The following is a 14263-nucleotide window of genomic DNA, read 5'->3' as shown; positions in this document are numbered from 1 at the left end:
ACCTCGCCTCACTTCCGGTCACGCGGCGGCGCGGAACGCTTTTTCTTCGAGGAGTTTGCTCAAACTCTTGTTCTGCGCCGTCCACAACCCCACCAGACCGATTTTTAGCTCATAGAGCGTGGTCGCCTCACTGCTGAACTGGCGCATGATGTCTCGCTCCACCAGCCGGTTTAGCCCGGCGATCACCTCCGTCGGGGCCAGATGGATGCCGTAATCGGCCAGGTATTGCTGCAATTCGGCGGGGCGGAAGGGGAGATCGCGGTCCATCAGGTGAGCGACGGCGGTGAGGAGGGCGCGTTCCACGGGAGTAGAACGCTGCCAGATGTAAGCAAAGTGGACTTCGCCCAGGCGCAGCATCTCTTCCAACCCGGCGTTGACGTCGTTGATGGTGACGTAGCCGCTGCCTTCGGCGTTGGCGCGGTTGACCAGCGTGTAGCAGACAAGCTGCAAGAAGTAGGGATGCCCGGCGGTAACGCGCAGAATTTTTTCCAGGGCCAGGTCGTCGTATATCAGGTTGGGGGCCACGGGTTCGGTGATCAGGCGGATGGCGGCGTCGCGGTCGAGGAAGTCGATCTGGCGGTAGAGGGCGATGTTGAAGAGGACGGACCAGTAGTCGGTGGTCATCTCTTCCAGGCGGCGCGTGCCGGCAAAAACAAACCCCATCCCTTCCCCATGCTGCATCAAATGACGCAAATACGTGAATAACGTTGGCGGCAGCAGGCCATCGCCGACCAGATTCTCAAACGCCTCGAACTCGTCAAACACCATCAGAAACGTGGTGTGGGGAGGCACGGCGGCGCGCGCCGCCGGCAAGAACTGGCGCTCAAACATGCCGGTGGGATTGGCTTGCCACGCTTCCGGTTCGGGGACGGGCAAATCGATCCCCCGCGCGGCCAGGGCGTCGGAAACCAACCAGGCGATGTCGTGGAAAAATGCCGGCATGCCCGGCGTCACCCCCAACGATTGGCAATCAATGTACACAGGTAGCACGTGCGGCGGCAAATACGCCTCCAGCCGCAGCAGGGCGGAGGTTTTGCCCGTGCGCCGCTGCCCCATGAGGATGAGGACGTTGCGCTGTACGAGTTTGCCGGCATTTTCCGCCACAAACTGGAACAAGTCTTCCCGCCCAAAAAACAGGGCGCTATGACGGCGCAACGGCGTACCCGGCAAGTACGGGTTGGAAATAGGCGTGAACGGGCGCGCCGGAGCCAACAGATACACCATGTCGCCAAAGGCGATTGACTTGCCTTGCTGGTGGCGGTCATCGTAAGTAACGCGAAACAAAGCGCGGAAACGGTCTTCGACACGCGGTCGGATGCCAACCTCCACCTGCCGCGTGCGACCAGGCGGCAGAATGGAGATGTGAATCTCCCCGTTTAGTGACTCGTAAGCCGGGTCTTCCGCCAGCGCCAGCGTAATGTTCTCGGCGGAGGCGCGGCCATAATTGCCCACTTCCAGGGCCACGACAATGCCGCTGGGCTGTGGCGCCAACCGTTTTGTCTTCAATGTAATGGAAATGCGCGCCTGCCCGCGCAGTTCCTCAATGGCCGCGCTGACGAGACCATCCCAGCGGTTGGCAATGGCGCCGGCGATGAGGGTGGAAATGCGCACGGGGGAGCCAAGCAACTGTTCCTGGAGTTGGCGGATGAGGGCCTGCGCTTCGTGCAGGTAGACGAGCCTGTCTTCGGCGAGGTCCACCCGTTCGCTGTCGCGCAGTGCCGTGAGGATGGGCAGCAGGGCGGCCATGTCGGGGGAGCTTTCGCTGGCGTCCATCTGCATTTCCAAAAGCTGCACCAACTGCGGGCGCAGCAGGCTGCTTTCGGTGATGGAGGGAGCTTCGAGGAGGGCGAGTCCGTGCCGGCAATTCTGCGTCCACAGCGGCAGATTATCCCAGCGCATGTCCAGCGCCGCCGCCTCCTCCAGCGCCGCGTTAATGATCGCCAACGCCGCCTCCGGGCGGTCCGCCAGCAAGAACAAGCCATCCGCCAGACTGGCAACCAGGCGGTTGCTATCCTGGCGCGCCTGATTGCCCACATTGAGCAGGAAATCAGGCGACCCCTTGCTATGGCTATACTCCGCCGCCAGCAAGTCCAGCGTCTTCTGCGGGCGCTGTTTCAATCGTTGATAAACGCGGCGCGCCTGCCAGGAAGCGGAGCGATTGTAGCGCAGGTAAATGAAGCCGCCGGAGATAACGAGCGTCCCCAGCAGTACCGTAGCCGCGGCTACGTTCGAGGACGCCTCCGGGGGCAACGAAACCACCCCCGGCAGCGGCCCTACCTCGCCCGTCTGCGAGCCATCGGTGTAAGAGAAACGGTAGCGCAGCCCGTTGGTCGCCAACAGCGGATCAACGCTCCAAAACATCGTTCCCACGCCGTTGACCGTGCGCGTTCCCTGGTCCAGCCAGGCATCCGTCTGCGCATCGTACACGTCCAATCGCACGCGCACAAGGTCGTTTTCCACGTCCTTCACGGAGACATAGACGCTGTACTGGCTTTGCCCCGCTTCCGTCTGCGGGTTGGAAAGCAGGGGGGGGCGATTCACCTGCGCCCGAAACTGATGCACCTCTCCATTGTCATTAACGACGATCAGCTCGCCCTGGTCGCCGACGGCGGTGCGCAGCGCCCCCACGAAGTAGACACCGCTACCCAGGGAGAGGCGATCCCAGGGGCCGCTGCCATCGCCCGTGTACAGCAGCACGTCGCCATCTCGATTGCCCACGGCAATATCCGGGCGCACGTCTCCGTCCAGGTCGCCCCAGTAAAGGCTCTTCACCAGCCCCAGGTCGTCTAGCTGCCAGAGGAGGGTGTTGTCAAAATCCAGGCGAATGAGGCGGGCTTCGTCGGTGGCTATGAGGAACGAATTGCCGGCAGGCACGCTCAAAGTCGGCAGCCCATCCATCCGGCGCACCCAGTTGGGCAGCTCAATGCCGCGCCAGTTCAATCCGCGCACCGTGCCATCATCCACCGTGAGCAAAAGCTGCGCCTGCAGTTCGCCCGTCTGGTCAATCCGATGCAGACTGGTGATGTCCGCCAGATAAGTAATCTCCTGGGTGACGACCGTGCCCTTGTTGTTGATTTTATACAGCTCGCCGGCGCTGGTGGTGGCTACGATTTCAATCCGCCCCACCCGCTGCCCATCCAGCGCCACCAGATGCTCCACGCTGCCGTTAATGGTGACACGCCAGAACTCTTCTCCCGCCAGGGAGTAGGTCAAAATCTGGCCGTCGTTCGTGCCGATGATGATTTCGGAGCGGCGGCTGTTGTTGATGTCCGCGACCAGGAGGCTGCTGATGATGGTGGGCAAGGTTTGCTGCCAGATGAGGCGGCCATCGGGTCGCAACACCATGATGCCTCCTTCGGATCGTTCGCGCTGCTCCTCGTCCGTAATGATGGTGTTGTGGACGACGACGATGTCGGCGGGGCCGTCGAGGCCGGTGTCCGCCAGGGCGATCTGGGTGATGACGCCGCCCAGGTTTTCGACGCGGCTGGTGGGGGTGTTGTTGCCGGCATCGTTGCTGAGAATATGCAGCCGCCCATCATTCGCGCCAATCAACAACTCATCCTGCCCGCTGCCATCCACATCGGCCACCAGCGCCGCTTGCGGCTGCGCATCCAGGCTATAATTCCAGCCGGGCAGATTTTGCCGCGTGCCAATGCCGGGGTCCAATAGTTCCAATGCCGCAAATCGGACCAGCAGCAATTCCCCCTTGCTATCCCGATTCACATCCGTCAGGCGCGTCAGGCCACTGGAAATGGCGGAAGAGAAAGTCTCCAGCACCCGTCCGTCCCCATTCAACACCAGCACATCGGCCGTCGTGCTCCCTGGCTCCGGGGCCAGGGTCACGGCCAGCGAAAACCGCTGCGGCGCGCCAATCTCGTCGTCCGGCTCCCCGGCTACGGGCAATCCCTCCGCCAGCGCCGAAATTGTGGAGATGCGGCGATTAGGTTGAGCGGCATAGGCGCGCGTCCAGTAACGGCGTCCCTGAAAATCATAGGCAACAATCGTCCCCACACTGGTTCCCACCAACAGCGCCGGACCCTCAGGAAGCTGCGCCGGCGTCAGGCTGGTCACCGTTTTCGTGGGCGTACGATACCATTGCTCCGCTCCCTCCAGGGCATCGTAGACGTAAACAAAGGTGCGATTGGTTTGCAGCACCGTCCCTACGGCAATCAAAGGCGGGGCATCCGGGTCGAAATGCACATGAGTCATGGCCGTGATGCGTCCTGTCACGCTGCGCTTCCAAATTTCGGTCCCCCCGCTATCAATGGTCGCAAGCTGGCTGAATCCCCGCGCGAGGAAATATCCTAGCGTCACTTCGCTATTACCGTCCTGATTGATGTCATCAACGACGATGCGCGGCAGCACATCCGTGGAGACGGCCCCGCTAACGGTATATTCCCAGACAGTGCCCCCCTCAGCGTTAAAAAGAATAAGGCGACCGTCACGCCCGGCCAGCAACACCTGTTCCGCTTCGCTGCCCCCCACGCGGAAGGCGGCCAGGGCGACGGGTTCCACGGGGATGGGCTGCTCCCAGCGGACACTACCGTGGCTGTCCAGCAAAATCAGGTGGGAGGCCGTGGCCAGGGCGATCTCGCGGTCAGCATTGACCGCGCCATCTATATCAGCGGTGGTGAGCTGCAAAATGGGGGATTGGGCGCGATAGGTCCACGCCTCGCTACCATCGGATAGCACCAGGGCCACGTTCAGGCTTTCGGCAACGAGGACAAACTCATCCATACCATCGTGGTTCACATCGGCCACTTCGAGCAAGTCAAGACTGCCAAATGCTTCGTAACGCCAGTAGATGGGGGAAGATTGCGCCAGAGCGTGGGCAGGGAACAGCAGCAGTCCGAGGAGGAAGAAGAGCCAGAGGAGGCGGCGCGGACCTGGGGAAAAGGGTGTCGTTTTTTTAATCAGGTGAGCGTAAAGCATAACCAACGCCACGTTCACTGACAATCCAGTTGTCAAATGGTTCTATCGCGCGGCGCAAGCGCTTGATCATTGTCTTGAGCCGGTCCGGGTCGTCCACCAATGCTTCTCCCCAAACCACGGTTTCCAGGTCATCACTGGACACAACCTGCCCCGCCTGGGCACAGAGACAAGACAAAAGCTGAAACTGGGAAGTGGTCAGGCTGAGTTCCAGGCCGTTGGCCCAGACTTGATGCCGCTGCTGGTCAATCACAAAGGGTCCGGCTTGCACAAGACCAGAAACCTCCTGGCGACGCACAAAGCGGCGCAGAATCTCGCTGGTGTAAATAAAGCCGCTGCCGTTTTCGGGACGGATGAGGCATTGTTGTTCCAGCAGGCGCATACTATCCACGGGGCCGTGGGCGATGGCCAGGGCGTAACGGTCTTCGCGTCCCAGGTTTTGCCAGAGGTAGCCGAGGTGGGAATCGGCTTCCACTTCGATGGCTTCGTCAACGAGGGCGGGGTTCTGGTTCAGATCGACGCCGAGGGAGAGGGCTTGTACGGCGTGGTAACCGGCGATGTGCAAGAAGAAGGGATGCGGCCCCACCAGGTAGAGCAAATGGTCGGTAAGGCGCGGGGAAAGGGTGATGCCGCTGTCTTGCAGACGCACATGCAACAGGTTGCGCGCTTCTTCGTCGCTGTAGAGGCCGAGGGGGAGGGTAACGAAGATATTGAAGAAGGGGGAGCTGAGGATTTGCTCGTCGGCGGTGATGTCGAAGAGGGGACGCTGGCTGGCGGTGAGGTAGGCCAGGCCGTATTTGGTGGTGAGGCCGCGCAGGCGAGCGAAGAAGTAGGGGGTGAGATGGGGGTTGGCGGCAAGGAGTTCGAATTCGTCGAGGAGGACGACGACGCGGACGTCCTGGCGGTAGATGCGGCTGAGGGTGCGGTCAAGGGTGCGGTAGCTGCCGGTATGTGAGGCGTTTTCGAGGTGAATGCCGGCATCTTCCGCCGCATCCAACAATCCCATCAACAGCGCCTCGTACACCTCCTCCGGCGGCGAACCGCCCAGTTCCTGGCAATCCACCATCACAAACAACGCCTCTGGCGGGGCGAGTTGAAACGCCGCCCGCGTGCGCGCCCGCATCAGGTGCAGTAGCAGTGAGCTTTTGCCAATACGGCGCGGACCAATGAGAGAGACACTCTGTCCGTTGCGCAGCAAACCCAAAATCTGGGCAATCTCCTTGCCCCGGCCATGAAATTCTTGCGCCCGCCGGATGGCGCCACGATGAAAGAAAGGATTATCCAGGCTCATGGGTCTATTGTAATGTGTGAATCGTATTACGTAAAGCAGAAATCACGCGCGAATAATCTTGGCTCTACTGAAAAAAGGTCAAAAACCGGGTTTTTACACATGAACCACTCTGGTAATTTCAGCCGGACAATCAAAAAACCCGGTTTTTTCAGTGAACTCAATCTTGGGTTCGCGTAATGCCGGCAATTGAACCTGGAGAAAAGAGAAGGTCATTGTTATACTGGCGTTTGTTCGCGCTGTTACCGTTATCACTCGCGCCGGAAGGCAAGAAACTGAGGGGCTGGCATCCCGTTCGACGCCAACCTCCAGCCGTGGAGTTCGCCAGCCATGCAGCAGACCAATCCTCCTCCCGGCTCCTGTCGGAATCGTTTGGAAATCGTAGCCATTGTGGCGGCGTTGTTTATCTTCACCGTGCTGATGGCCGCCCTGCGCGACGCGCCCCCGCTGGTGGGGCTGACGTTGGGCCTGGCGGCGGCCTTCCTCCATGCGGCGCGGCAGTGGTGGCGGGGCTGGCAGGCGCATGAGCGGCTGCGGCGCGCGTTCGCCCGGCGGCAAGCGTCGCGGGCGGCTTTTACGGTTCATGCGCTGGCGCTGGACCGGGAGGCGCAGGTGGGCTTGAGGTTGGCGGAACGTTTTCTGGACAGGCAGCAGGCCCTCCGTGGCGGCGAGCGTGAGGAGGATGAGGGTTGGGGGCAAGGGACGATGGGGACGTATGCTTACCGTTTTCCGGCGGGGATGGCTCCGATCATGGCTGACGAGGATGTGTTGTCGCCTTTTCAGGCGGTGATTCATGGGGCGCTGGCGCTGCTGTGGCTTTACCAGGGGCTGGTACCGAAGCTGATGTTTCCGCAGATGGGGGAAACGGCGTTGGTGGGGGCGATGATGCCGGCATTTATCGCCCCAGAAACATACGTCACCATCTTCGGCTGGCTGGAAATTCTCTTCGGCCTGTTGTTCCTCTGGCCGCGCCTGGCGCGCCCCCTACACTGGCTGAACATCGCGGTGCTGATCGGGTTGGGAATGGCCCCCTTGCTCGTGCAGCCACATCTTTATGCCGCGCCCTTCAACCCCGCCAGCCTCAGCCTGGCGATGATGGCCCTCTCGCTGGCCTTCCTGGCCGCATCTTCTCACGAGCGCGCAATGACACGAATTGAGCCGGAATGAGGTTCCGTGGCGGAACCTCATTCCGCGGCATCCTCTGGGATGGATGTGGGTCAACCAATCAACTGGATGGGAATGAAGTCGGACTGATTCGCCAGCGTGAGGACACTGACGCGGGCGGCCACTTGCTGGCTGATTTCGCGCAGCGCCTGCGCCGCCGGGGAGTCGGGATGGGCAGCCACGACGGGTTCGCCGCTGTCGCCACCAACACGCACGTTCATGTCCAGGGGAATGCTACCCAGATAGGGGAGGTTGTGGTCGTCGGCCAGTTTTTTGCCGGCACCCGTGCCAAAAAACTCGCCGCTCATGTTCTCCACCACGCCAATAATGGAGACATCCAGCTTCTCGAACATCTTATAGCTGCGCAGGGCATCGGCGGCGGCCACGGCCATCGGCTGCGTCACGATTAGCGCGCCGGTGACGGGCAACACCTGCGCCAGCGTCAACTGCGCGTCACCCGTGCCCGGTGGCAGGTCCACGACCAGGTAGTCCAGTTCGCCCCACTCCACGTCGGTGAGGAGTTGGTTGATGGCGCTGTGCAACATGGGGCCACGCCAGATGAGGGGCTGGTCCGGTTTGACGAGAAAGGCCATGGAGATGAATTTGACGCCGTATTTTTCTGCCGGCACCAGTTTGCGATTACGTGGCGGCGGCAGATGGTCCACCCCCATCATCATAGGCACATTCGGCCCCAAAATATCCGCATCCAGCAGCCCCACACGCGCCCCTTTCTGCGCCAATGCCACCGCCAGATTCACGGACACCGTTGATTTCCCTACGCCGCCCTTGCCGCTGGTGACGGCAATCGTGTTGCGGAACTGCTGCCCTACCTGCTCCCCAATGCGGCGGTCGCGGGGCACGTTGGCATCCCAGTTGATGGTTACGTTGGTGATGCCCGCCACGTGCGACAGCGCCGCGCGCGCGTCCGCCTCCATCTTGCCGCGCAGGGGGCAAGCCGGCGTGGTCAGCATAATCGTGAACGTCACATCTCCACCACTCACCTGCAAATTCCGGATCATGTTGAGCGAGACGAGGTCCCGATGAAGCTCCGGCTCAATCACGGTAGACAAAGCCGCCTTCACGGCCTCTTCGGTCACCGGGTTCTTTTTGAACATCCCAATACGCCTCCATTTGCCCGACGCACCGTTGTGTTGGTTGGTGGGTGGGCAAAGCAAAAGGGTGACTTGTATAAGCCACCCCTGAATATCATGCCGGCATTTGGCTCGTTCCCATTGATTGAGCCAAACTCAAAACAACGCTAGCGCCCGCGTTCAGCCTTTTTCTTTTCTTTGGCGGCCTTCTCCGCATCGCGGACTTCCGCTTCCATACGCGCCCGCTCCGGCGCAATCGACTGCCAGTAACTGAGCGGCTTGCTCAGGCGCTCTTTGTCATGAATGTGCGCGGACGTGCGATCATAGCTGGCCAGTTCATAGTCGTGGTCCATCTTAATCGCGTCGAACGGGCAATACTCGGCGCAAAAGCCGCAGTTCATGCAAATGTCAATGTCAATGTAAAACTCTTCCGGTTCCGGCTTCGGTCGCCCATTCGGCAGCGTCCCGCGCTTGATCCAGATGCACTGGGGCGGGCACACCTTGGCGCAAATGCCACAGGACGTACACCAATCATGCCCCCACTGCTGACCCGGAGCCGGATCGTCAGACACAAGAAAGGGAACGAAGCGGAAACGCTCTGGCACGGGCAGTTTCTCTTCGGGGTAATTCACCGTAATGGCGCCCGTGCCCTTCAAACTCTGCCGCACTTTCAGTGCCTCGTCATTGTAATAACGGCCACCTTTGAAATACCAGGCCAGGTCCTCGCGGTATGTATTCACGAAGTGCTTGATCGTTACCGCCATTCCCTTAAGAATTCCTGATCCGTACATACAAACTCCTTAAAAAGGGTAACTGCTAAGCCGGATTGGACCAATTTTTCTGGTGAAATTGGTCCAATCTCCAGAGAGCGTTAGTGGTTACTAAATAGGTAGAAGGACGAGGGCGGAAGGGTGAAGGATTTGCGCGAGTCACCTGCCAATTTCCGCCTTCTCGTTTCCGCCTTCAAATCACCTGTCCACTTCGCCCAACACGATGTCGATGCTGCCCAAAATGGTGACAACATCGGCCACTTTGTGATTCAAGCACATCGGCCCCAGCGCTGTCAGGTTGATGAAAGATGGGGCGCGAATGTGGTAACGCTCCGGGTTGCTGCCCTTGGGCGTGGCGGTGACGTAGTAGCCGAGTTCCCCTTTGGGATTCTCCACGCGACCATAGGCATCGCCCCCTTTGGGAACGCGAATAGAGTATTGCGGCTTGCCATCGAAAATCGGGCCGCCGGCGGTTGCTTGCAGGTGGGGCAGCACCTGGCGCAGAATACGCAGACTCTGCTCCATTTCATCCAGGCGCACCAGCAGTCGATCATACACGTCGCCATTGTAGCGAACGGCCACGTCCCAATCGAGTTTGTCGTAGTAGGAATACGGTTCGGCGCGACGCACGTCGTAGGGGACGCCGCTGGCGCGCAGCAGCGGACCGGCGCAACTCATGGCGATGGCATCCTCAGGCGAGAGGTAGCCGACGCCAATGCTGCGGGCGCGGACGATCTCGTTTCCTTCAACCAACCGACGCCACTCTTCCATTGCGCGTGGCAGCCGCTCATCGACCAGTTCGCGCAAGAAAGACATCGTTTCCTGTTCGCGCACCACTTTGGGTAGGTCAAAGGCGAGGCCGCCAAAGCGCATGTAGTTGCACATCATGCGTGAACCGGCGGCAGCTTCAAAGAAGTCCAGAATCAATTCGCGCTCAATGTAGAAGTAGAGCATGGGGGTTTGCAGCGCGCCCAGGTCGTTGAGGAGGAAGCCCAACGCCCACAGATGGTTGGCGATTCGCGTCAACTCCGCCATGAGGATGCGGATCCATTCGACGCGCTCTGGCACGCTAGAACCGAGGAGTTTCTCCACGGCCAAGACATAGCCGTGGTTGTTGCACATAGAGGCGAGGTAGTCGAGCCGGTCCGTGTAGGGGATGTTTTGCAGCCAGGTGTTTCGTTCGCCGATTTTCTCGTGGTTGCGGTGCAAATACCCCATGACGGGCTTGAGGTCCACGATGGTCTCGCCGTCCAGGGTGACGACCATGCGGAACACGCCGTGGGTGGAAGGGTGCTGCGGCCCCAGGTTCACGGTGACAGTGTCCGTCTTCATGTAGGAGGGATGAGAAACGGTGAGGCCGGCGTACACTTCGGCGTCCGTGTCGATGGCGAGGTCATCGGGGAGCCATCCGCCGGGGTATTTGACGTTTCTGCCGTAGGGGTTAAGGGTTTCCGCGCGGTAGACGTCACCACCGGGCCAGCGGGAGCCAAAGGGCTTTTTCTCTTCCTCGTAGAAGGCTTCTTTCCAATCCTTGCGCAGCGGATGCCCGGCAAAGCCATCCCACATGAGGATGCGCTTCAGGTAGGGATGGCCGTCAAAGCGAATGCCCAGCAGGTCCCATGCCTCGCGTTCCTGGAAATCAGCGCCGGGCCAGGCGGGTGTGAGGGAGGGGACGACGGGGTCATCGCGGTCTACCTGGACTTTGAGGACGACGGCGCTACCGCCCTTGTCGATGCTGTAGGTGTGGTAGACGACTTCCATTTTGTTGTCGTCGATGAGGTCCACGCCGGTGACGCTGGAAAGGTAGTTAAATCCCAGGTCTTCGCGCAGGGTTTGAGCTACGTCCAGGAGGTGATCTGCCGGCACAATCAAACCCGTATAGTTCTGACGCGGATCATCCATCAAAACATCCGCGTACTTCTCTTTTAAGGCAGCAATGGCATCCGCAACCGGATCGACGGCCACTGCTTCTGCTTCCATCACCGAATCGCTCATGTTGAAACCTTTCTCCGTTAACTTTCTTGCCGGGCTTGCTCCCGAATAATCTCCAGTTGGCGCACATCAACCAGGTCAGGGCCAAGCACGGGGATGGGAACGAATTCGGCGGGGGTGTCACGACGATACCAGGGTACGGTCGTCACCGACTGTTGGTCAATCTTCTCTTGCAGGGCGATCAAGCCGTTAATGAGGGCTTGCGGCGTGGGCGGGCAGCCGGGCACGTAGACGTCTACGGGAATGAATTTGTCGATGCCGTCCACGACGTTGTATCCTTCCTTGAAGGGACCGCCGCCGCTGGCGCACGCGCCCATGCTGAGGACGTAGCGCGGTTCCGGCATCTGGTTGTAGAGGCGAACGATGGTGGGGACCATCTTTTTCGTCACCGTGCCGGAGACGATCATCAGGTCGGATTGGCGCGGCGTGGCGCGGAAGACCTCCATGCCAAAGCGGGCCAGGTCAAAGCGGCTGGAAGCGGTGCAGATCATTTCGATGGCGCAGCAGGCCAGGCCAAAAACCATGGGCCAGACGGAATTGCGCCGCGACCAGTTGTAGATTTTGTCCAGGCTGGTGATGAAGATGTTGTTAGCCACTTCGTCTGGAATGGGCATATCGGGGGCTAACATGCCAGTGGTTGTTGTCATTTACTCTGTTTCCTCCTCGTACCAGACTTTGATGATGTCGAGTAGAATTTGTTCGTTGACGAGGGCTTCATCATCGGCGAATCCGGGCAATTTGATGACCAGGTCCGTGAGTTCTTCCAGGCCGACGTCCTCGGGAGAGAGATTGGGGTGCTGTTGCATGAGCGCGCGGGCGATGGCGTATGTTGCATCCCAGTACAGTTCATGTTCCATTTGTGAACAAAGCGGTTTGTGGCACGATGCGTGTCTTCAGACAGCACAAATCGGCGGTATGATACAACAGAATGGGCATGGTGGCTAGTCTTATGATAATTTTCACAAATGCCGGCATATCACTTTGTGCGAGTGAAGCACGGCAGTCGATTCCGCATTTTCCCTATTTATATCATCATTTTGACGGAAATGCCGAAAAGATGCGGCGGCTATGAAGGTGATGCTCATTTCGCCGTATCATGGCGGCAGTCATCGGGCGTGGGCGGAGGGGTATCAGCGGCACAGTGGGCATGAGGTGCGGTTGTTGACGATGCCGGCACGATACTGGAAGTGGCGCATGCATGGCGGTGCCATCACCCTGGCGCGCCGGTTCCTGGCGCATAGCTGGCAGCCGGACGTTCTTATGGCAACGGACATGCTTGATCTGACGACTTTTCTGGCGCTGACACGGGTGAGAAATGCCGGCATTCCCACCATCCTCTACTGCCACGAAAACCAACTCACCTACCCCACCCCACGTCCGGGCAAGGACGGCCCCTGGCGGCGGCAGTTGGGGCAGCGAGACCAGCATTACGCCTTCATCAACTACGCCTCCGCCCTGGCCGCCGATCAGGTCTGGTTCAACTCCCATTATCACCACGACGCCTTCCTCGCGGCGCTGCCCGACTTCCTCAAGCATTTCCCAGAGGCGAACGAGTTGGCGTCCGTGGGGACGATCCACGATAAGAGCCGCGTGCTGCCGGTGGGGATTGATCTGGCGCGTTTGCAGCCGCCTGCCGCGCCGCGGTCCGCCGCCGAACCGCCGCTGATTTTGTGGAATCAGCGGTGGGAGTATGACAAGAATCCGGCGGATTTTTTTGCGGCGTTGTATGGGGTGGTGGATGCCGGCATTCCCTTCCGCCTTGCCCTCTGTGGTGAAAACTTCCGCCGCCGCCCCGCCGAGTTTGATGAAGCCCGATCCCGGCTGGCCCCCCGCATCATTCATTTTGGCTACGCGAAGTCTGACGACTATCGTCGCCTGTTGTGGCAGGCGGACGTCACCATCTCCACTGCCCATCATGAATTCTTCGGCATCAGTATCCTGGAAGCCATCTACTGCCACACATTCCCCCTGCTGCCGCGCCGCCTCAGCTACCCGGAACTGCTCCCGCCCACGGCACACGAGGCGTGCCTGTATGATACGCAGGCGCAGTTGGTGGAAAAACTGACCTGGGCGCTGACGCACCTGGATGATGTTCGGGGGATGGCGGGGGAAAATGCCGGCAGCGCCGCGCACTACGACTGGCGACATGTGGCCCCGACGTATGATGCGGCGCTATTAGACCTGACACAGGCTTCCTCAAAAACCGTACCAACAATCGGTTGAGTTGCCTACTTCTTGGCTCCGAATATGGCTCGAAAAACAAGCCGCAATGGCCTTCATCCCCCCCCCCTTCTGCATCGGCTGATTCTTGTAAGCTCACCTGGCAATATACCGAACGCCACCTTGTCCACCGACTCCATGTATTCCCCGGTCTCTGGGTCGTCTGGTGGATATTTGGTAACTATTCACCCCCGCTCCCTGAGAAAATTGGTCCAATCTGGCTTAGCAGTTACCAACTGCCAGTCAACAGTCCCTCCGCGCCCGGAGAACTACGCGGTCGCTTCAACGCCCGCGGCGTAGACCTGAATCGGAACTGGGGCTGTCGCTGGACCGCCAATCCCACATGGCACAATCAGATCGTTACCGGGGCTGGCGGCGCGGAGACCTTTTCCGAACCGGAAACCACCACATTGCGCGATTTCATCCTGGCGCGGAATCCGGTCGCCGTGGTTCTTGGAGAAGCGTGCGCCTCAGAGAGACAACACCAACTGGCTCGACGATCAGGGCATCCCCGCCATCTCCGTGCTACTGCCCAGTTATACGGACGCGGATTGGAACGACAATCTTGCCGGCATCCGCGCCTTGCTAGACAATTTCCGCTAACGGGGGTTTTTGCATCTGCCGGCATTCATCCACGGCCGCAACAAATCCCACGTCGCTCCGTCCAGGGCAATCAAAAGTAATCTTGTCATCGTTCAACTTGCAGCAGCATCATGATCGCTTTGCGAATAAGATCATACTGTGACTCCCAAGATCAGCAATAGTTTGCTCAATCTCTTGCAATTCCCCGGCGAAATGGGCTTCAATTG

At 59.8% G+C, this 14263-nt stretch carries 10 protein-coding genes; 3 read left to right on the top strand and 7 right to left on the bottom strand.

What is annotated here, in order from left to right; translation table 11 throughout:
- Positions 1-18: 18 nt before the first annotated feature.
- Entirely contained in the window at positions 19-4932 is a 4914-nt protein-coding gene (locus tag H6650_07055; protein MCB8951756.1) for a PQQ-binding-like beta-propeller repeat protein, read from the bottom strand.
- The gene (locus H6650_07050) at positions 4910-6220 is read right to left on the bottom strand and encodes a winged helix-turn-helix domain-containing protein (GenBank protein MCB8951755.1); all 1311 of its coding nucleotides are present in this window, start codon (positions 6218-6220) and stop codon (positions 4910-4912) included. Before H6650_07050 ends, H6650_07055 begins: the two co-directional genes overlap by 23 nt.
- A 327-nt stretch (positions 6221-6547) precedes the next feature.
- On the opposite strand from H6650_07050, the gene H6650_07045 reads away from it, so the two are divergent.
- Positions 6548-7384 carry a DoxX-like family protein gene (locus H6650_07045; protein ID MCB8951754.1) on the top strand — a complete coding sequence of 279 codons (837 nt, stop codon included), beginning with the start codon at positions 6548-6550 and terminating at the stop codon, positions 7382-7384.
- Between the two features lie 50 nt (positions 7385-7434).
- On the opposite strand, the gene H6650_07040 is transcribed toward H6650_07045, so the two are convergent.
- The 5 genes from H6650_07040 to iscX all read right to left on the bottom strand — a co-directional run bounded on the left by H6650_07040 (position 7435) and on the right by iscX (position 12091).
- Complete coding sequence (locus tag H6650_07040) at positions 7435-8496, bottom strand: Mrp/NBP35 family ATP-binding protein (GenBank protein ID MCB8951753.1); 1062 nt, start codon at positions 8494-8496, stop codon at positions 7435-7437.
- A 143-nt stretch (positions 8497-8639) separates the two neighbouring features.
- Positions 8640-9236, bottom strand: a complete 597-nt coding sequence (locus tag H6650_07035) for a 4Fe-4S binding protein (GenBank protein MCB8951752.1) — start codon at positions 9234-9236, stop codon at positions 8640-8642.
- A gap of 204 nt (positions 9237-9440) precedes the next feature.
- Positions 9441-11144, bottom strand: coding sequence for an NADH-quinone oxidoreductase subunit D (locus H6650_07030; GenBank protein MCB8951751.1), 1704 nt, complete (start codon positions 11142-11144; stop codon positions 9441-9443).
- 110 nt (positions 11145-11254) lie between these two features.
- Positions 11255-11863 (bottom strand): NADH-quinone oxidoreductase subunit NuoB, encoded by a 609-nt coding sequence (gene nuoB, locus H6650_07025; protein MCB8951750.1) that lies wholly within the window; start codon positions 11861-11863, stop codon positions 11255-11257.
- Between the two features lie 18 nt (positions 11864-11881).
- Entirely contained in the window at positions 11882-12091 is a 210-nt protein-coding gene (gene iscX, locus H6650_07020) for a Fe-S cluster assembly protein IscX (protein ID MCB8951749.1), read from the bottom strand.
- A gap of 211 nt (positions 12092-12302) precedes the next feature.
- Between iscX and H6650_07015 the strand changes: the two genes are divergently transcribed.
- The gene (locus tag H6650_07015) at positions 12303-13457 is read left to right on the top strand and encodes a DUF3524 domain-containing protein (GenBank protein ID MCB8951748.1); all 1155 of its coding nucleotides are present in this window, start codon (positions 12303-12305) and stop codon (positions 13455-13457) included.
- Entirely contained in the window at positions 13454-14137 is a 684-nt protein-coding gene (locus H6650_07010; protein ID MCB8951747.1) for a hypothetical protein, read from the top strand. The genes H6650_07015 and H6650_07010 overlap by 4 nt, the downstream gene beginning before the upstream one ends.
- Positions 14138-14263: the final 126 nt, after the last annotated feature.

Source organism: Ardenticatenales bacterium, assembly GCA_020634515.1.
GTDB lineage: Bacteria > Chloroflexota > Anaerolineae > Promineifilales > Promineifilaceae > JAGVTM01.
The sequence above is the reverse complement of the archived record's forward strand: the minus strand, read 5'-3'. Positions and strand labels throughout refer to the sequence as shown.

Bases quoted from the DNA above. Each gene is read 5' to 3' on its own strand.
- H6650_07050 (MCB8951755.1), bottom strand. From the start codon at position 6,220: ATGAGCCTGGATAATCCTTTCTTTCATCGTGGCGCCATCCGGCGGGCG.
- H6650_07040 (MCB8951753.1), bottom strand. From the start codon at position 8,496: ATGTTCAAAAAGAACCCGGTGACCGAAGAGGCCGTGAAGGCGGCTTTG.
- H6650_07055 (MCB8951756.1), bottom strand. From the start codon at position 4,932: ATGCTTTACGCTCACCTGATTAAAAAAACGACACCCTTTTCCCCAGGT.
- iscX (MCB8951749.1), bottom strand. From the start codon at position 12,091: ATGGAACATGAACTGTACTGGGATGCAACATACGCCATCGCCCGCGCG.
- nuoB (MCB8951750.1), bottom strand. From the start codon at position 11,863: ATGTTAGCCCCCGATATGCCCATTCCAGACGAAGTGGCTAACAACATC.
- H6650_07030 (MCB8951751.1), bottom strand. From the start codon at position 11,144: ATGGATGATCCGCGTCAGAACTATACGGGTTTGATTGTGCCGGCAGAT.
- H6650_07045 (MCB8951754.1), top strand. From the start codon at position 6,548: ATGCAGCAGACCAATCCTCCTCCCGGCTCCTGTCGGAATCGTTTGGAA.
- H6650_07035 (MCB8951752.1), bottom strand. From the start codon at position 9,236: ATGGCGGTAACGATCAAGCACTTCGTGAATACATACCGCGAGGACCTG.
- H6650_07015 (MCB8951748.1), top strand. From the start codon at position 12,303: ATGAAGGTGATGCTCATTTCGCCGTATCATGGCGGCAGTCATCGGGCG.